Origin of the sequence: Georgenia sp. H159, from assembly GCF_035607575.1 — a bacterium.
In the GTDB taxonomy this organism is placed as follows: Bacteria; Actinomycetota; Actinomycetes; order Actinomycetales; family Actinomycetaceae; genus Oceanitalea.
In genome coordinates, this window is the sequence record NZ_JAYDZY010000001.1 from 544766 (window position 1) to 561618 (window position 16853).

General features: G+C 72.2%; 13 protein-coding genes. 9 read left to right on the top strand and 4 right to left on the bottom strand.

What is annotated here, in order from left to right:
* The first annotated feature begins 34 nt into the window (after positions 1 to 34).
* The 6 genes from VR894_RS02545 to VR894_RS02570 all read left to right on the top strand — a co-directional run bounded on the left by VR894_RS02545 (position 35) and on the right by VR894_RS02570 (position 5799).
* Complete coding sequence (locus VR894_RS02545) at positions 35 to 1258, top strand: multidrug effflux MFS transporter (protein ID WP_324649734.1); 1224 nt, start codon at positions 35 to 37, stop codon at positions 1256 to 1258.
* Positions 1255 to 1398: a hypothetical protein gene (locus VR894_RS02550; protein ID WP_324649735.1), complete on the top strand. Its 144-nt coding sequence runs from the start codon at positions 1255 to 1257 to the stop codon at positions 1396 to 1398. The genes VR894_RS02545 and VR894_RS02550 overlap by 4 nt, the downstream gene beginning before the upstream one ends.
* A 66-nt stretch (positions 1399 to 1464) precedes the next feature.
* Positions 1465 to 2583 (top strand): peptide chain release factor 2, encoded by a 1119-nt coding sequence (prfB, locus tag VR894_RS02555; protein ID WP_324649736.1) that lies wholly within the window; start codon positions 1465 to 1467, stop codon positions 2581 to 2583.
* Positions 2584 to 2696: 113 nt separating this feature from the next.
* Positions 2697 to 3386: a cell division ATP-binding protein FtsE gene (ftsE, locus tag VR894_RS02560; protein ID WP_324649737.1), complete on the top strand. Its 690-nt coding sequence runs from the start codon at positions 2697 to 2699 to the stop codon at positions 3384 to 3386.
* A 9-nt stretch (positions 3387 to 3395) separates the two neighbouring features.
* The gene (gene ftsX, locus VR894_RS02565) at positions 3396 to 4310 is read left to right on the top strand and encodes a permease-like cell division protein FtsX (protein WP_324649738.1); all 915 of its coding nucleotides are present in this window, start codon (positions 3396 to 3398) and stop codon (positions 4308 to 4310) included.
* A 1-nt stretch (position 4311) separates the two neighbouring features.
* On the top strand, positions 4312 to 5799 hold the full coding sequence (locus VR894_RS02570) for a peptidoglycan DD-metalloendopeptidase family protein (protein ID WP_324649739.1): 1488 nt from the start codon (positions 4312 to 4314) through the stop codon (positions 5797 to 5799).
* 514 nt (positions 5800 to 6313) lie between these two features.
* On the opposite strand, the gene VR894_RS02575 is transcribed toward VR894_RS02570, so the two are convergent.
* The 4 genes from VR894_RS02575 to VR894_RS02590 form a co-directional block, all read right to left on the bottom strand.
* On the bottom strand, positions 6314 to 6895 hold the full coding sequence (locus VR894_RS02575) for a GDSL-type esterase/lipase family protein (protein ID WP_324650042.1): 582 nt from the start codon (positions 6893 to 6895) through the stop codon (positions 6314 to 6316).
* 92 nt (positions 6896 to 6987) lie between these two features.
* A complete protein-coding gene (locus VR894_RS02580; RefSeq protein WP_324649740.1) occupies positions 6988 to 10896 on the bottom strand; it encodes a multifunctional oxoglutarate decarboxylase/oxoglutarate dehydrogenase thiamine pyrophosphate-binding subunit/dihydrolipoyllysine-residue succinyltransferase subunit in 3909 nt (1302 codons plus the stop codon).
* Between the two features lie 165 nt (positions 10897 to 11061).
* Entirely contained in the window at positions 11062 to 12177 is a 1116-nt protein-coding gene (locus VR894_RS02585; RefSeq protein WP_324649741.1) for a HAMP domain-containing sensor histidine kinase, read from the bottom strand.
* Entirely contained in the window at positions 12174 to 12917 is a 744-nt protein-coding gene (locus VR894_RS02590) for a response regulator transcription factor (protein ID WP_324649742.1), read from the bottom strand. The genes VR894_RS02585 and VR894_RS02590 overlap by 4 nt, the downstream gene beginning before the upstream one ends.
* A gap of 250 nt (positions 12918 to 13167) precedes the next feature.
* Between VR894_RS02590 and VR894_RS02595 the strand changes: the two genes are divergently transcribed.
* The 3 genes from VR894_RS02595 (at position 13168) to VR894_RS02605 (ending at position 16825) form a co-directional block, all read left to right on the top strand.
* Positions 13168 to 14481 carry a hemolysin family protein gene (locus VR894_RS02595; protein WP_324649743.1) on the top strand — a complete coding sequence of 438 codons (1314 nt, stop codon included), beginning with the start codon at positions 13168 to 13170 and terminating at the stop codon, positions 14479 to 14481.
* Positions 14478 to 15524: a hemolysin family protein gene (locus tag VR894_RS02600; protein ID WP_324649744.1), complete on the top strand. Its 1047-nt coding sequence runs from the start codon at positions 14478 to 14480 to the stop codon at positions 15522 to 15524. Before VR894_RS02595 ends, VR894_RS02600 begins: the two co-directional genes overlap by 4 nt.
* A 116-nt stretch (positions 15525 to 15640) precedes the next feature.
* The gene (locus VR894_RS02605; protein WP_324649745.1) at positions 15641 to 16825 is read left to right on the top strand and encodes a M23 family metallopeptidase; all 1185 of its coding nucleotides are present in this window, start codon (positions 15641 to 15643) and stop codon (positions 16823 to 16825) included.
* Positions 16826 to 16853 lie beyond the last annotated feature (28 nt).

Below are 16853 nucleotides of genomic sequence, written 5' to 3' on the forward strand. Positions count from 1 at the left end.
CACGATGCGCGGTCGACGGGCCCGGTGGTGCACCATGGCGGACGTGTCAGACCTCGCCGCGCGGTCCCCGCGCCCCAGTGCGAAGTTCATCCTTCTCGTCGGGGTCATGGCCGCGCTGCCCGCGGTCACCACCGACATGTACCTCCCGTCGCTGCCCGTCGTGGTGACCGAGCTCGACACCACGCCCGCCCTCGTGCAGGGCACCATCACCGGGGTGCTCATCGGCGGTGCCGTGGGCCAGCTGCTCGCCGGCCCACTCTCCGACCGCTTCGGCCGGCGTCGGCCGGTGATGATCGGTGTCCTCCTGCACGTCGTCGCCTCGCTGCTGTGCATCGTCGCCGCCGGCATCGTCCCGCTGCTGGTGCTGCGGGTCATCCAGGGCGTCGGCAACGCCGCCGCGACGACGACGGCGATGGCCGTCATCCGCGACAGGTACAGCGGTGCCACCGCCTCGGCCATCCTGTCCCGGCTCATGCTCGTCATCGGCGTCGCGCCGCTGCTCGCACCGACCGCCGGGAGCCTGGTGGCCGACATCGCCGGATGGCGCGCGATCTTCGCGGTGCTCGCCGCCCTGGGTGTGGCGCTCATGCTCTTCATGTGGCGCTTCCTGCCCGAGACCCTCCCGCCCTCCCGGCGTCGCACCGAGGGGATCGGTGGAGCGCTGCGCAGCTACCGCGTGCTCCTCCGCGACCGGCAGTTCGTCGCTCTCGCCGTGCTCCCCGGGCTCGGCCTGGGGGCGCTGATGAGCTACGTCGCCGGCTCCCCGTTCGTCTTCCAGGAGCAGTACGGGCTGGGGGAGACGCAGTTCGCGCTGCTCTTCGCGGTCAACGGACTCGGCCTGGTGCTCGGCGCGCAGGTCAACGCCGCGATCGTGCGTCGCTTCGAGCCGCTGCACATCATGCGGGTCGCGGTGCCGATGGCCCTTGCGCTGGCCGTCGTGCTGTACGTCGTGGCCTCCCGGGAGATCGCCGGCCTGGCCGGCATCGTCGTGCCCCTGTGGTTGCTGCTCGCGGTGAACTCGGTGGTCCCGCCCAACGCGGGAGCACTCGCGCTGAGCCGGCACGGTGAGCGGGCCGGCGCCGCCGCGGCGCTCATCGGCTGCTCGCAGGCCGGTCTGGCCGGCGTCGTGAGCCCCCTCGTCGGGGTCTTCGGCGCGGACGGGGTGGCGATGGCTACGGTGATCATCGGGGTCATGGTGCTGGCCTTCTTCGTGCTGGCCCTGGGCACCCCGGCCTACCGACGGAAGGAGCGGAGATGAGTGACGACGTCCCACCCGAGCTGCGGGGGCCGGACGACGGCGTGGGGCACCGCCGGGTGCAGCCGCTGTGGTGGCGGGTGACCTCGGTGGTCATCGCGCTCCTGCTCATCGGCATGCTCGTCGTCGCCTACACGTTCTGACGCGCCCACCCGCCTGCTGGGCCACGGGGCGTTGACCCGCCGCGTCATCGCGTAGCCTGGGTGACCGTGGCAACCGACTTCCCGACCGAGATCCAGAACCTGCGCTCCACCTACCGGGCCATCAGCGCGGTGACGGACCCTGACGCGCTCCGGGCGCAGATCGCCGAGCTCTCCGAGAAGGCAGCCGCGCCGGACCTCTGGGACGACCCCGACCGCGCCCAGGAGGTCACCAGCCGCCTGTCCCACGCCCAGCACGAGCTGTCGCGGGTGGAGCGGATGGGGGAGCGGATCGCCGACCTCGAGGCGCTCGTCCAGCTGGGCGAGGAGGAGGACGGCGCCGACGCCGACGCCTTCCTCCAGGACGCCGAGGGCGAGCTGAACGCGATCCGCAAGGACCTCGCCGACCTCGAGGTGCGCACGCTCCTGTCGGGGGAGTACGACCAGCGGGAGGCCGTCGTAACGATCCGCGCCGGCGCCGGCGGCGTCGACGCCGCCGACTTCGCCGAGATGCTCATGCGGATGTACCTGCGCTGGGCCGAGCGGCACGGGTACCCGACCGCCGTCCTGGACACCTCCTACGCCGAGGAGGCCGGGCTCAAGAGCGTCACCTTCGAGGTGAAGGCGCCCTACGCCTTCGGGAACCTCTCGGTCGAGGCGGGCACCCACCGCCTCGTGCGGATCTCACCCTTCGACAACCAGGGCCGGCGCCAGACCTCCTTCGCCGCCGTCGAGGTCATCCCCCTGATCGAGCAGACCGACCACGTCGAGATCCCGGAGTCGGAGATCAAGGTCGACGTCTTCCGGTCCTCCGGCCCGGGCGGCCAGAGCGTCAACACGACCGACTCCGCGGTCCGGATGACGCACATCCCCACGGGGATCGTCGTCTCGATGCAGAACGAGAAGTCCCAGATCCAGAACCGGGCGGCCGCCCTCAGGGTGCTCCAGTCACGGCTCCTCCTCGTGCGGCAGCAGGAGGAGAACGCTGCGAAGAAGGCGCTCGCCGGTGACGTCAAGGCGAGCTGGGGCGACCAGATGCGCTCCTACGTCCTCCAGCCCTACCAGATGGTCAAGGACCTGCGCACCGAGCACGAGCAGGGCAACCCGCAGGCCGTCTTCGACGGCGAGATCGACGACTTCATCGAGGCCGGGATCCGCTGGCGCAAGCAGCAGGAGAGCGCCGACTGAGGCGCCGGCCCTCCTCGTCCGGCGTGTCGGCGCCGAGGCCGGGAGCCCGGGTGCCTACCCTCGACAAAGGCCAGAGTTCCGCCTTCCCCCACTTCCGAGACTGGCCGCAGAGCATGATTCGATTCGAGAACGTCTCCAAGGTCTACGCCAGGGGCGCACGGCCCGCGCTCGACCAGGTGACCCTGGAGGTCGAGCGCGGGGAGTTCGTCTTCCTCGTGGGCCAGTCCGGCTCCGGGAAGTCGACCTTCCTGCGCCTCGTGCTGCGTGAGGAGCGTGCGACGTCGGGGCAGGTCTTCGCGCTGGGCCGGGACCTGTCCAAGGTCAGCCAGTGGCGCGTCCCGCAGCTGCGCCGGCAGATCGGCATGGTCTTCCAGGACTTCCGGCTGCTGCCGAACAAGACCGTCTTCGACAACGTCGCGATCGCACTCCAGGTGATCGGCAAGCCACGGCACCACGTCCTCACGACCGTCCCCGAGGTGCTGGAGACGGTCGGCCTCGAGGGCAAGGAGAAGCGCATGCCGCACGAGCTGTCCGGCGGGGAGCAGCAGCGGGTCGCGATCGCCCGGGCCTTCGTCAACCGCCCGGCGATCCTGCTCGCGGACGAGCCGACCGGCAACCTCGACCCGACGACGTCCATCGGGATCATGCGGCTGCTGGACCGGATCAACCGCATCGGCACCACCGTGGTCATGGCCACCCACGACGACGAGATCGTCGACCAGATGCGCAAGCGCGTCGTCGAGCTCGAGGACGGCCGGACCGTGCGCGACCAGTCCCGCGGCGTCTACGGCGCGGCGAGGTAGGGGGCGGTCATGCGGCTACGGTTCGTCCTCTCCCAGCTCGCGTCGGGCCTGCGGCGCAACGTCTCGATGACCGTGTCGGTCGTCCTCGTCACCTTCATCTCCCTCGTCTTCGTCGGGGCCGCCGCCCTCCTGCAGATGCAGGTCGGGAACATGAAGGACGACTGGTACGACCGCGTCGAGGTCTCGGTGTTCATGTGCCCGCAGGACTCCGCGGTGCCCACGTGCGCGTCCGGGGAGGTGAGCGACGAGCAGCTGGCCGAGGTCGAGGACCTCCTGGCCTCGGACGCGCTCGCGCCCTACGTCGACGAGGTGTTCTTCGAGACCAAGGAGGAGGCCTACGAGGCCTTCCAGGAGCAGATGCCGGACACGGTGTGGACCCAGTCCCTCACCCCGGACCAGATGCAGGTCTCCTTCCGCATCAAGCTGGTCGACCCGGAGCAGTACCAGGTCGTCGCCGACGAGCTCACCGGCCGACCGGGGGTGGAGGACGTCGTCGACCAGCGGGCGCTCCTCGAGCCCCTCTTCCTCATCCTCGACCGCGCGACGCTCCTCGCCGTCGCGCTGGGCGGTGTCATGATCCTCACCGCCGTCCTGCTCATCACGACGACGATCCGGCTCTCCGCGATGAGCCGCCGCCGGGAGACCTCGATCATGCGGCTCGTCGGCGCCTCGAACCTCTTCATCCAGCTGCCGTTCATGCTCGAGGGGGCGCTGGCCGCGCTCGCCGGTGCCGCGCTCGCCGTCGGCGGGCTGTGGCTGGCTGGCCGCTACCTCATCGAGGGCTGGCTGGCGACGGAGTTCCAGTGGGTCCAGTTCGTCGACACGGGCGACGTGCTGCTCATCGCACCGCTGCTCGTGGCGGCCGCCATCCTGCTCGCCGGCATCAGCTCCCTGGTGTCCCTCAGCCGCTACACGAGGGTGTGACATGACGACGCCGAACCGCGCTCCCCGGAGCCCGCGCCACCTGGTCAGGGGGCTGCTCTCCGCCGCCACCGCGCTGGCCCTGCTCGCCGGGGGAAGCGCCGCCGTCGCCGACTACGACGACGAGATCCGCGAGTACGACCGGCAGCTGCAGCGCCAGCGCGAGCAGCGCGAGCAGAACGCCCAGGAGCGGGAGTCGCTGGAGTCCCGCCTCGAGGGCACCAACGCCAACCTCGCCGAGGCCTACCTCGCGCTGGAGGATGCCAACACCCGGCTGCCCGTCGCCGAGGCGGCCCTCGCCCAGGCGCAGGAGGACCTTGCGGCCGCCGAACGTGAGGAGCAGGCCGTCGCCGACCGGCTCGCCGTCGCCGAGACCGAGCTCGGCGACCTCGGCGAGGAGCTCGCCGAGGGGGACGCGCAGATCCAGTCCACCCGCTCCTCGATCGGGGAGCTGGCACGCAGCACCTACCGGGGCGGCGCCTCGCTCAACGGGCTCGCCGTCGTGATGAACGCGAGCTCGAGCGAGGAGTTCATCCGGCAGACCGCCATCGTCGACACGGCGGTGCGCACCCAGACCAAGGTCATCACCGACCTCGAGACCATCACCGCCGTCAACCGCAACCGTGAGCTGCGGCAGGAGGCGGTGCGCGACCGCATCGACCAGCTGCACGCCCAGGCCGAGGAGGCGGTGGCCGCCGCCGACGCTGCCCGCGCCGCCGCGGACGAGCACCGCCGGGAGATCGTCGCCATCCAGGCCGAGCAGACGGCGCTCGCCGCCGAGCTCGAGAGCCTGCGCGGACAGCTCAACGAGGACCTCGCCCAGAAGCAGGCCGACGACGACCGCCTCGCGGGGATCATCGCCGGCATCGAGGCGGAGCGCGCGGACACGGTGGCCGAGCGGGAGCGCGAGCGCCAGGAGCGGGAGCGCCGCGAGCGCGAGGAGCAGGAGCGCCGCGCACGCGAGGAGGCCTCACGCAACCGCGAGAACTCCGGTGGCGGCTCGAGCAGCGGCGGCGGTGGGTCGGGCAGCAGCGGCGGCGGCGCGAGCAGCGGTGGCGCGGGTGTCTCGTCCGGCATCTCCCCGCCGGTCCCCAACCCCCTCTACGTCACCTCCCCGTACGGCTACCGCATCCACCCGATCGCGGGCTACCGCTGGTGGCACGCGGGAGTGGACGTCCGGTCCGCCTGCGGGGATCCCCAGTACGCCGGCGCGAGCGGGACGGTCAAGGCCACGGTCCCCGCGCCCGGCAACGCCTCGCACGGCAACCAGGTGATCATCGACCACGGCGTCATCGGTGGCAGCGGCTACATCACCGTGACCAACCACCTCAGCCGCTTCAACGTGAGCGTCGGCCAGTGGGTGAACAAGGGCGACGTCATCGGCTTCACCGGCCAGACGGGCAACGTCACCGGCTGCCACGTCCACTACGAGGTGTGGCGCAACGGCGCGACGATCGACCCCATGAACCTCCCCGGCTGGTCCCGCCGCTGACACCCCACCCCTCGCCGAGCGCGGGATTGTTGCAGGAGCGCCTGTCGCCGGGAGAGGGGACCGGGGCGCGCGGTAGGTCTCTCCCACCCCTCGCCGAGCGCGGAGTTGTTGCAGGAGCGCGTCGACAACAACTCCGCTGTCGGCGGGGGGGAGGACCGGGGCGCGCGGTAGGTCTCTCCCACCCCTCGCCGAGCGCGGAGTTGTTGCAGGAGCGCGTCGACAACAACTCCGCTGTCGGCGGGGGGGAGGACCGGGGCGCGGCGCGCGCGGTGGGCCTCTCCCACCCTTTCTCGAGCGCGGGGTTGTTGCAGGAGCGCGTGGGCAACAACTCCGCTGTCGGCGGGGGAGAGGGCCGGGGCGCGGCGCGCGCGGTGGGCCTCTCCCACCCTTTGTCGAGCGCGGGGTTGTTGCAGGAGCGCGTGGGCAACAACTCCGCTGTCGGCGGGAGAGAGTACCGCGGCAGGGCAGGGCAGGGCAGGGCGGGGCGGGGCGGGGCGGGGCCGGGCTGGGGGTGTCAGGCGTGTTGGGGGAGGCCGAGCCAGTCGTGCCAGCCGTTGTGGAGCACCAGCCACGCGAGGAGGCCGTAACCCGCCTGCCCCGGGTGCAGGCCGTCGCCGGCGGCGACGTCGGCCAGCCACTGGTCGTGGGTGCGCAGCGGCGCGAACGTCTCCACGTACCGGACCTGGCGACGGTTTGAGACGTCGGCGAACGCGTCGGACAGCGCGCCCAGCGCGTCGGCGTCGACGTCGGGACGCGGTGGGGGTCCGACGACGAACACCTCGATCTGCTGCGACCGGGCGCTGTCGAGGATGTTGGCGAGGTTGAGCCTGCTCCGGGCGATCGACAGCCCGGCGGTGAGGTCGGCGGAGCCCAGCGCGACGACGAGCCGGTTGTCGTCACCGGGGGCGAAGCGCCGGTGGCACTCGCTCTCCCAGCGGCTCGACAACGCGGTCGAGGTCTCGTCCGGCACCGGTAGCGAGGCGACGAACAGCGGGTCCTCGCTCGCCGTCCGGGCGACCACCCGGCCCACCCAGCCGAGCCCGCGGGCATCTCCCATCCCCGCGGACAGCTCGTCGCCGACGACGCAGATCCGCATGTGCCGCTCGCTCACGCTCGCTCCCTTCTCGTGCCTGCCCGAAACCTACCGCGGGCCGGCCCCGAAGGACCGGCCCGCGTGTCGTCGTCCGATCAGCCGAAGGCCGCGTCGATGAGCGCGGCCGCCTGCTCCTTGTGCACCCTGCCCACGCCGGTGGCCGGCGACGCCGCAGCCGGCCGGGAGACGAGCCGCAGCTCGCGCCCCCCGAGGGCCTCGGACGACAGGTGGTCCGACAGGAACGTCCACGGCCCCTGGTTGGCGGGCTCGTCCTGGACCCAGACCAGCTCCGCTCCGGCGAAGCGGTCGAGCTCGGCGCGGATCGCGTCCTCGTCGAGCGGGTAGAGCTGCTCGAGGCGGACGATGGCGGTCGACGTCGCACCGGCCTTCTCGCGGTGTGCCGCGAGGTCGTAGTACACCCGTCCCGAGCACAGCAGCACCCGGCTGACGTCGCCCTGGGCGCCGTCGTCGCCGATGACCGGCTGGAAGGTGCCCTTGGTGAAGGCCTCGAGCGGGGAGGCCGCGGCCCGCAGCCGCAGGAGCTGCTTGGGGGTGAAGGCCACCAGCGGCACCCTGGGCCGGTTGTAGGCCTGCCTGCGGAGCATGTGGAAGTGGTTCGCCGGCGTGCTCGGCTGCGCCACGATCATGTTCTCCTCGGCGCACATCTGGAGGAAGCGCTCGATCCGAGCCGAGGAGTGGTCCGGGCCCTGGCCCTCGTAGCCGTGCGGCAGCAGGAGCACGAGCGAGGACCGCTGGCCCCACTTCTGCTCCGAGGAGGAGAGGAACTCGTCGATGACGATCTGCGCGCCGTTGACGAAGTCACCGAACTGGGCCTCCCACAGCACCAGGGCGTCCGGGCGCTCCACCGAGTAGCCGTACTCGAACGCCATCGCGGCGTACTCCGACAGCGAGGAGTCGTACACCCAGAACTTGGCCTGGTCCCCGGTGAGGTACATGAGCGGTGTCCACTCCGCGCCGGTCTCGGCGTCGTGCAGCACGGCATGGCGCTGGACGAACGTGCCGCGGCGGGAGTCCTGCCCGGCGAGCCGCACCGGCGTGCCCTCCATGAGGAGGGAGCCGAAGGCGAGCAGCTCACCGAAGCCCCAGTCGACGCCGCCCTCGCGGGACATGGCCTCGCGCCGCTCGAGGAGCTTGGCCAGCTTGGGGTGGACGCTGAAGCCCTCGGGGGGCCGCACGTGCGCCTTCCCGATCCGCTGGAGCACCGGCTCCGGCACGGCGGTCTGCCACCCGACCATCGTCCCCGCGTCGACCTGCTGGGACTCGGGCAGCTCGAGCCCGGCGACCTGCTCGTCGTCGCGGACCGGCGGGCGCCAGCCGACCTCACGGGTCTCGGTGAAGGCCTTCTCCAGCTCGGCCTGGTAGTCGTGCAGCGCCTCCTCGGCCTGCTCGGGCGTGATGTCCCCGCGCCCGACCAGCGCCTCGGTGAACAGCTTGCGGGTGCTGCGCTTGTTCTCGATGAGGGAGTACATCACCGGCTGGGTCATCGACGGGTCGTCGCCCTCGTTGTGGCCGCGGCGGCGGTAGCACACGAGGTCGATGATGACGTCCTTGTGGAACTCCTGCCGGTACGCGTAGGCCAGCTCGGCGACGCGGGCGACGGACTCGGGGTCGTCGCCGTTGACGTGGAAGATCGGGATCTGCAGGCCCTTGGCCACGTCGGTGGGGTAGTGCGTCGACCGGGAGCTCGCCGGACCGGTGGTGAAGCCGATCTGGTTGTTGACGAGGATGTGCACCGTCCCGCCCGTCCGGTACCCGCGCAGCTGGGACAGCTGCAGGGTCTCGGTGACCACTCCCTGCCCCGCGAAGGCGGCGTCGCCGTGGACGAGGATCGGCAGGACCGAGAAGCCCTGGGGGCCCAGGTCGATGCGGTCCTGCTTTGCGCGCGTGACACCCTCGAGGACGCCGTTGACGGCCTCGAGGTGCGAGGGGTTGGCGGCGAGGTAGACGCGGGTCTGCTCCCCGGTGGGGGCGGTGAACTCACCGACCGTCCCCAGGTGGTACTTGACGTCGCCGGAGCCCTGGATGGACCGCGGATCCTGGTTGCCCTCGAACTCCGAGAACACCTGCGCGTAGGACTTGCCCGCGATGTTGGCCAGCACGTTGAGCCGCCCGCGGTGGGCCATGCCGATCGCGACCTCGTCCAGACCGTCGCGGGCGGCACCCGTGAGGATGACGTCGAGCATCGGGATGAGCGACTCACCGCCCTCGAGGCTGAAGCGCTTCTGCCCGACGTACTTGGTCTGGAGGAAGGTCTCGAAGGCCTCGGCCTGCCCGAGCTTGTGCAGGATCTGCAGCTGCTCCTCGACGCTGGGCTTCTGGTAGGGCGTCTCGAGCCGCGCCTGCATCCACCGCCGCTCGACGGGGTCCTGCAGGTGCATGTACTCGATGCCGATGGTGCGGCAGTAGGTGTCCCGCAGGGTGCCGAGGATGTCGCGCAGCGGCAGCCGGCTGGCACCGGCGAAGCCGCCCGTGGGGAAGGTCCGGTCCAGGTCCCACAGCGTGAGGCCGTGGTTGGTGATGTCGAGGTCCGGGTGACGGCGCTGCCGGTAGGTCAGCGGGTCGGTGTCCGCCATGAGGTGGCCGCGTGAGCGGTAGGAGTGGATGACCTCGGCGATCCGGGCGGGCTTGCCCAGCTCGGTCTCGGGGTCGACGTGGACGTCACGCTGCCAGCGCACGGGCTCGTAGGGCACCCGGAGCGAGGCGAAGACGCGGTCGTAGAAGCCGTCCTGGCCGAGCAGCTTCTCCTCGAGCACCCGGAGGAACTCACCGGACGCGGCTCCCTGGATGATCCGGTGGTCGTAGGTGGACGTCAGGGTGAGGATCTTGGAGACGCCGGCCCGGGCCAGCGTCTCCTCCGAGGCACCCTTGTACTCGGCCGGGTAGTCCAGCGCACCGACGCCCACGATCGTGCCCTGGCCCACCATGAGGCGCGGCATCGAGTGCACGGTCCCGATGGTGCCGGGGTTGGTCAGCGTGATCGTCGTGCCGGAGAAGTCCTCGACGGTGAGCTTGCCGCCCCGCGCCTTGCGCACGAGGTCTTCGTAGGCGACGCGGAACTGGTTGAAGTCCATCTCGTCGGCCGCCTTGATGGACGGGACGAGCAGCTGGCGGGTGCCGTCCGGCTTCGGCAGGTCGATGGCCAGGCCGAAGTTCACGTGGGCCGGCTGCGTCACGGCGGGCTTGCCGTCCAGCTCGGCGTAGGTGGCGTTCATCTCGGGCAGCTTCGCCAGCGCCTCGACCACGGCGTAGCCGATGAGGTGGGTGAAGGAGATCTTCCCCCCGCGGCCACGGGCGAGGTGGTTGTTGATGACGATCCGGTTGTCCACGAGCAGCTTGGCGGGCACCGCACGCACGCTCGTCGCGGTCGGCACCTCCAGGCTGGCGTCCATGTTCTTCACGACGCGGGCGGCGGGGCCGCGCAGCTTGACCGTGCCGTCGCTCGGTGCGGGGCCGGTGGACTGACGCGCGGACGGCGTCGAGGTGTACCCGGCGACGGCGGGCTGGGCGGCAGCCTCCGGGGCGGGCGCCTCGCTCACCGCCTCGGCGGCCGTCTTCGCCTGGGGCGCCGGCGGGGGGTTGTCGGTGGTCGTGTCGGAACCGGGCCGGGAGGTCGGCGTCGCCTCCGCGCCGCCGCTCGTCGAGCGTGCCGACGGGGCGGGCGAGGGGTCGGCCTCCGGTGCGTCCTGGCTGTCGGTGGTCCCGGCCGAGGAGCGCTGCGGCGTCGCGGTCGGCTGCGTCGCCGGGGCCGGCTGCTTCGTCGCGGCGGGCGGCTGCTTCGCCGCGCGCCCCGCCGAGTCCCCGCCCTGCGCTGGGGGTGAGGACGTCGCTGCGCCGTTGGCCGGCTGGTAGTCCTTGAAGAAGTCCCACCACGCTGGGTCGACCAGTGCGGGGTCCTTCTTGTACTGCTCGAACAGCTCTTCGATGAGCCATTCGTTCGTGCCGAAGGCATCGGCGACGGGGTCAGGGAGCTCCTGAGTGGACACTTCGGGGATCGCCCTCTTCCGAGACGGTATGGGTGGAGGAGAAAGTGCTCTTCAAGCGTAGGCGATCGGGCCCGACGAGGCCGCGCCCAGCGGGCGAATCGGGCGGTATCAGCCGACCCGCCCGGTGCCTCGGGACGTCAGTCTCAACCGGCGGTCAAGGCAGCGTCAGGCGGGACCCTGCAACGTCCCCGGGGACCGTGGGACGCGTGGACCGCGGGCGGGCAGCCGCAGCCGGATGGTCGTCCCCTCACCCTCCTGGGAGTCGACGACCTGGATCGTGCCGCCGTGGATGGCCACCGCCCAGCGGGAGATCGCCAGCCCCAGACCGGTCCCGCCGGTGCTCACCCTCCCCGTCACCGAGGGGCTGTTCCCTCGCTGGAACCGCTCGAAGACGCGTTCCCGGTCGGCGACCGGGATGCCCGACCCGGAGTCGACGACGTCGATGACCACCTCGCCGCGCAGCACCGCGGAGAACGCCCGGACCGACACGAGCGTGCCCGGTGGTGTGTGACGCACCGCGTTGTCGAGCAGGTTCGCCAGCACCTGGGAGATCCGGACGGGGTCCACCCGCAGCCGCAGCTCCGCGGGCTCGACCCGTACCTCCCAGCGGACGTCGCGCCCCGCGGCCTGCGCCGCGGTGGCCGCCACGGTCACGGCCTCCTCGACGAGCTCGCGCACCGGGACGTCCTCCACCTCCAGGCCGACGACGCCGGCCTCCACCCGGGACAGGTCGAGCAGGTAGCCGACGAGCCGCCCGAGCCGCTGGGTCTGCCGGAGCGCACTCTCGAGGGACTCGGGGGTGGCCGGGACGACGCCGTCGGCCAGGTTCTCCAGCTGGGCCTGCAGTGCCGCCACCGGCGTGCGGAGCTCGTGGGACACGTTCGCGACGATCTCACGGTGCGCGGTGTCCACCGAGGCGAGGTCCTCCGCCATCTGGTTGAAGGCCTTGGCGAGCTCGCCCACCTCGTCGTTGCTCGTGGCGGTCACCCGCCGGGAGTAGTCGCCGCGCGCCATCGCCCGGGCAGCCGCGGTCATCTCCCGCAGCGGTGACGTCATGCCGTGGGCGAGCACCTGGGTGACGACGAGCGCCGAGATGATCGCGAGCGGGAAGGTGCGGGTGGGGCCGAGCTCGTAGCGGAGGCCGAGCCAGGTGATGAACGCCGCGGCCGTCACCGTCACGGCGACGAGCACGCCGAGCTTGATCTTCAGGGAGCGGAAGCGGTCGAGCGGCCGCGACATCCGCAGGCCGCCGCGGGCGTGCCGCGCGCTGCCGTCGCTCATCGCGTTCCCGTGGCGTCCCCGGTCGGTTCCAGCGCGTAGCCCACGCCGTGGACGGTGCGCACGAGGTCCGCGCCGAGCTTGCGCCGCAGCGCCTTGACGTGGGAGTCGACGGTCCGCGTGCCGGAGGCGTCTGCCCAGTCCCAGACCTCCGCGAGCAGCTTCTCCCGGGAGAAGACGGTGCGCGGGCTGGAGGCCAGGCACACGAGCAGGTCGAACTCGGTGGGGGTGAGGTGTGCCTCGCTCCCGGCCCGGCGGACCCGGCGCTGGCTGCGGTCGACCTCGAGGTCGCCGAGCTGGAGCGGCGGCTCCGCGGTCTCGGCGGTCTCCTCGACGGCGGTGCGCCGTGCCCGCTCAGCCCGCCGCAGCAGGGCCTTGAGCCGCGCGAGCAGCTCCCGCATGGAGAACGGCTTGGTCATGTAGTCGTCGGCGCCCACGCCGAGCCCCACGAGGATGTCGGTCTCGTCGTCACGGGCGGTGAGCATGAGCACCGGGACCTCCCGTTCGGCCTGGATCCGGCGGCACACCTCCAGACCGTCGATCCCCGGGAGCATGACGTCCAGCACGACGACGTCGGGCAGGAAGGTCCGCGCGGTCTCCACGCCGCCCAGACCGTCGCCGGCGATCTCCACCCGCCATCCCTCCGCGGCCAGGCGGTGGGCGATCTGCGCAGCGATGTCGGGCTCGTCCTCGACGACGAGCACACGGGTCTGGTCGTTGCTTCCGGGACCGGTGGGCGCCATGAGTGCACTGTGGCACACGAGCGCCCCGGGGTAGCCGTCCACGTGCCGTGTACCGGTATCGTGTGCCCACTATGCCCGAACGAACGACCCCACCGGCTCCCGCCGCGAGCACCGCCGCGCAGAAGCCCGACGCCGAGCCCCGAAGTCCCGGGGGCGAGGCGGACGCCGGTCGCCCCGGCGGCGAACCGGACGCCGAGCCCCGAAGTCCCGGCGGCCGTCCGGCCGCCTCCTCTCAGCCCGGGGCGTCCCGGTGCTGACCGAGTGGCTGATGGTCCTGCTGGGTGTGGTGCTCACCGCGGGGACCGCCGTCTTCGTGGCGGCCGAGTTCTCCCTCGTCGCCATGGACCCGGCCACCGTCGACCGGCGCGTCGCCGCCGGTGACCGTCGCGCGCTCGGGGTCCAGCGCGCGCTCCAGCACCTGTCCACCGAGCTCTCCGGGGCGCAGGTCGGCATCACGCTGACCACGGTGCTCCTCGGCTACACGGCCCAGTCGGCGCTCGTCACCCTGCTGAGCGGGCCGCTCGGGTCCACCGGCCTGGCGACGGCGGCCGCCGGGGCGACGGCCGTCGTCGTCTCCCTCGTCCTCGTCAACGGCTTCTCCATGCTCTTCGGGGAGCTCGTGCCCAAGAACCTGGCGTTGGCCGACCCGTTCGCGACCGCCGGTGTCGTCGCGCCCCTGCAGCGCGCCTTCACCCGGGTGCTGCGCCCCGTCATCTCCCTGCTCAACGGCAACGCGAACGCGATCCTGCGCACCTTCGGCGTCGAGCCGGTCGAGGAGCTCGCGGGCGGCCGGTCCGCCAGCGAGCTCGCTGCGCTCGTGCGCCGCTCGGCCGAGCAGGGCACGCTCGACATCGGGACCGCCACCCTGCTCACCCGGTCGATCGGTATCGGCTCGCTCACCGCCGTCGACGTCATGACCGACCGGGTGCGGATGACGGCGCTGCCCCGGACGGCGACGGCCGCGGACGTCGTCACGGCCGCGCGGACGACCGGCCACTCGCGCTTCCCCGTCGTCGGTGACGACCACGACGACGTGGTCGGGCTGGTCAACCTGCGGCGCGCGATCGCCGTGCCCTACGAGCGGCGCGGCGAGGTCCCGGTGACGTCGACGAGCCTGATGATCCCGGCCCCGCGCGTGCCCGAGACCCTCGGCCTGGCGGCCCTGCTCGTGTCCCTGCGTGACGACGGCATGCAGATGGCCGTCGTCGTCGACGAGTACGGCGGCACCTCCGGGATCGTCACGCTCGAGGACGTCGTCGAGGAGCTCGTCGGCGAGGTCTCCGACGAGCACGACCGGCGCCGGACCAGGGCACACACGACCGCGGACGGCAGCTGGATCGTCCCCGGGGTGCTGCGTCCCGACGAGCTCGCCCACGTCGCGGGCCTGGTCGTGCCCGACGACGGTCCCTACGAGACCCTCGGCGGTCTCGTCATGGCGCGGCTGGGTCGCATCGCGACCGTCGGGGACGAGGTCGAGCTGCCGGGCGTCGTCCTGCGGGTCGAGCAGATGGACGGACGGCGCATCGAGCGCCTGCGGGTGCGCGGTGTGGAGGTGGACGCGTGAGCTCGGGTACCGCACTCGGCGTCGGCCTCGTCCTGCTCCTCGCCAACGCCTTCTTCGTCGGCGCGGAGTTCGCGATCATGTCCGCCCGGCGCAGCCGTGTCGAGCCGCTCGCCGCGACGTCGCGGCGCGCCCGGACGGTGCTGTGGGCGATGGAGCACGCCACGCTCATGATGGCCTGCGCGCAGCTCGGGATCACGGTGTGCTCCACCGGGATCGGCGCGGTGGCCGAGCCGGCCATCGCCCGGCTGGTCGAGGGGCCGCTGACCGACCTCGGCCTTCCTGCGGCGTCCGCGCACGTCGTCGGCTTCGCCGTCGCGCTCGCGATCGTCATCTACCTGCACGTCGTCGTGGGGGAGATGGTCCCCAAGAACCTGGCCGTCACTAGCCCGGAGAAGGCGGCCATGTGGTTCGGGCCGCCGCTCGTGCTCATCGCGCGGGTGCTGTCCCCGCTCGTGCGCGCGCTCAACGAGCTCGCCAACCTCATCCTGCGTGCCGTCGGCGTGGAACCGAAGAACGAGGTGACCTCGGCGTTCACGGCGGAGGAGGTCGCCGCGATCATCGAGCGCTCGCAGCGGGAGGGGGTGCTGCACGACGAGCTCGGCCTGCTCTCCGGGGCACTGGAGTTCTCCGCCAAGGATGCCGCGGAGGTCATGGTCGCCGATGAGAGGCTCATCACGCTGGACGACGGTGCGACCCCCGAGACCTTCGAGTCGGCCGTCGCGCGGACGGGTTTCTCCCGTTTCCCGGTGCGCAACGCTGACCTGGTTGTGCACGGGTACCTCCACATCAAGGACGTGCTCTACGCGGACGGCCCGGCGCGTGAGCAGCCGATCCCGCACTGGCGGGTGCGTGCGCTGCCCGCAGTCGCGCCGTCGGACGAGATCGAGGACGTCCTGGCGGTCATGCAGCGGACGGGCACCCACCTCGCACGGGTCGTCGAGGCCGGTGGACGGACGGTCGGCGTGGTCTTCCTCGAGGACATCCTCGAGGAGCTCGTCGGCGAGGTCTCTGACTCGATGCAGCGACACAGCGCGCGGTCCTGAACCACTTGTGCACAGGGTTCGGCGCGATTATGGACGCCGGACACGCCGGTCGTTACTGTTTCGTGACAAGCGCCGGTCCTCCGGCCACCCCCCTCCGCTCCTTCGAAAGGTTCCCTATGCCCGTGCGCGCCTCGATGCCCACCACGGCACCGTTGACGCGACGGCAGATCCGGGAAGCCGAGCGCCTCGCCGAGCAGGCCGCGCTCCGCAGGTCCGCCACTCGCTTCAGCCGTGGCGCCCGCGTCGCCACCGTCCCGCTCGACGGCCGGATCGCCCGGGTCGAGGCACGCAGCGACGTCGGGGTCACCTCGGTGGCCGACGGTGCCGGCGAGACGCAGACCGCGGCAGCAGTGGCCGAGACGGCCACCGGCTCCTCGGAGCCGCAGCACGACAGCACGCCGGCCGACACCGGTGCGGTGTACCGCACCCGCGCGGAGCGGCGGGCGGCCGAGCAGGAGCGCGCCCGCGCCGAGCGCCGCACCGCCGGACGCCGCCCCGCCCGGGTGCAAGCACCTCGCTGGATGCCCCGCGCCGCGGTGGTCGGCGCCCTCGGTGCCGTCACGATCGTGGCACCGATCGCCGGCTTCGCCGGCCCCGCCGAGCAGGTCCCCGAGGCGGCACCGTCGGTGGCCACCGTCCCCGCCGGCGCCACCGTCCTCGACTCCCTCGACGCGGCCGCGACACAGTTCGACACCGACCGCGCCGGGAGCGTCTCCGCGCTGCTCGCCGACTCCGGTGCGGCGGCCCGGGCACTGGTGCAGAGCTCGCGCAGCAGCGACCGCAGCGCCGCGATGTGCCGGTCCGTCGCCGGCAGCGGGGCCAACGGCGCGGGAGCAGCTCTGGGCGGTGAGCGCGTCGTCATGCCGCTCGTCGTCGGCTCCTACTCGCAGAGCTCGCTGTACGGGAACCGGGTCCACCCGATCTTCGGCACCTACACGATGCACGCGGGCCTCGACTTCGCCGCCCCGCTCGGCACCGACATCCACGCCGTCGCCGACGGGGTCGTCGTCCACGCCGGTGAGGGTCTCGACGGCCGCTCGAGCATGCTCGTCATCATCGAGCACGAGGTCGAGGGCGAGACGTTCTACAGCTGGTACGTCCACATGTACCCCGACGGCGTGTTCGTCACCGAGGGGCAGCAGGTGCGCGCCGGCGAGGTCATCGGCGAGGTCGGCAACAACGGCAACTCCACGGGCCCGCACCTCCACCTCGAGATCCACCTCGACGAGCAGGGCACGACGACGGACCCGGGGGCGTTCCTCGCCGACCGCGGTGCCGTCCCGCTCGCGGCCGACTGCTGAGTCACCCCCGGCGGCGGGCCGGGTCACC

Excerpts from the sequence above, each read along its gene's own strand:
- VR894_RS02545 (WP_324649734.1), top strand. The coding sequence starts at position 35 with ATGGCGGACGTGTCAGACCTCGCCGCGCGGTCCCCGCGCCCCAGTGCG.
- VR894_RS02550 (WP_324649735.1), top strand. The coding sequence starts at position 1,255 with ATGAGTGACGACGTCCCACCCGAGCTGCGGGGGCCGGACGACGGCGTG.
- ftsE (WP_324649737.1), top strand. The coding sequence starts at position 2,697 with ATGATTCGATTCGAGAACGTCTCCAAGGTCTACGCCAGGGGCGCACGG.
- ftsX (WP_324649738.1), top strand. The coding sequence starts at position 3,396 with ATGCGGCTACGGTTCGTCCTCTCCCAGCTCGCGTCGGGCCTGCGGCGC.
- VR894_RS02570 (WP_324649739.1), top strand. The coding sequence starts at position 4,312 with ATGACGACGCCGAACCGCGCTCCCCGGAGCCCGCGCCACCTGGTCAGG.
- VR894_RS02575 (WP_324650042.1), bottom strand. The coding sequence starts at position 6,895 with ATGCGGATCTGCGTCGTCGGCGACGAGCTGTCCGCGGGGATGGGAGAT.
- VR894_RS02585 (WP_324649741.1), bottom strand. The coding sequence starts at position 12,177 with ATGAGCGACGGCAGCGCGCGGCACGCCCGCGGCGGCCTGCGGATGTCG.
- VR894_RS02590 (WP_324649742.1), bottom strand. The coding sequence starts at position 12,917 with ATGGCGCCCACCGGTCCCGGAAGCAACGACCAGACCCGTGTGCTCGTC.
- VR894_RS02605 (WP_324649745.1), top strand. The coding sequence starts at position 15,641 with ATGCCCGTGCGCGCCTCGATGCCCACCACGGCACCGTTGACGCGACGG.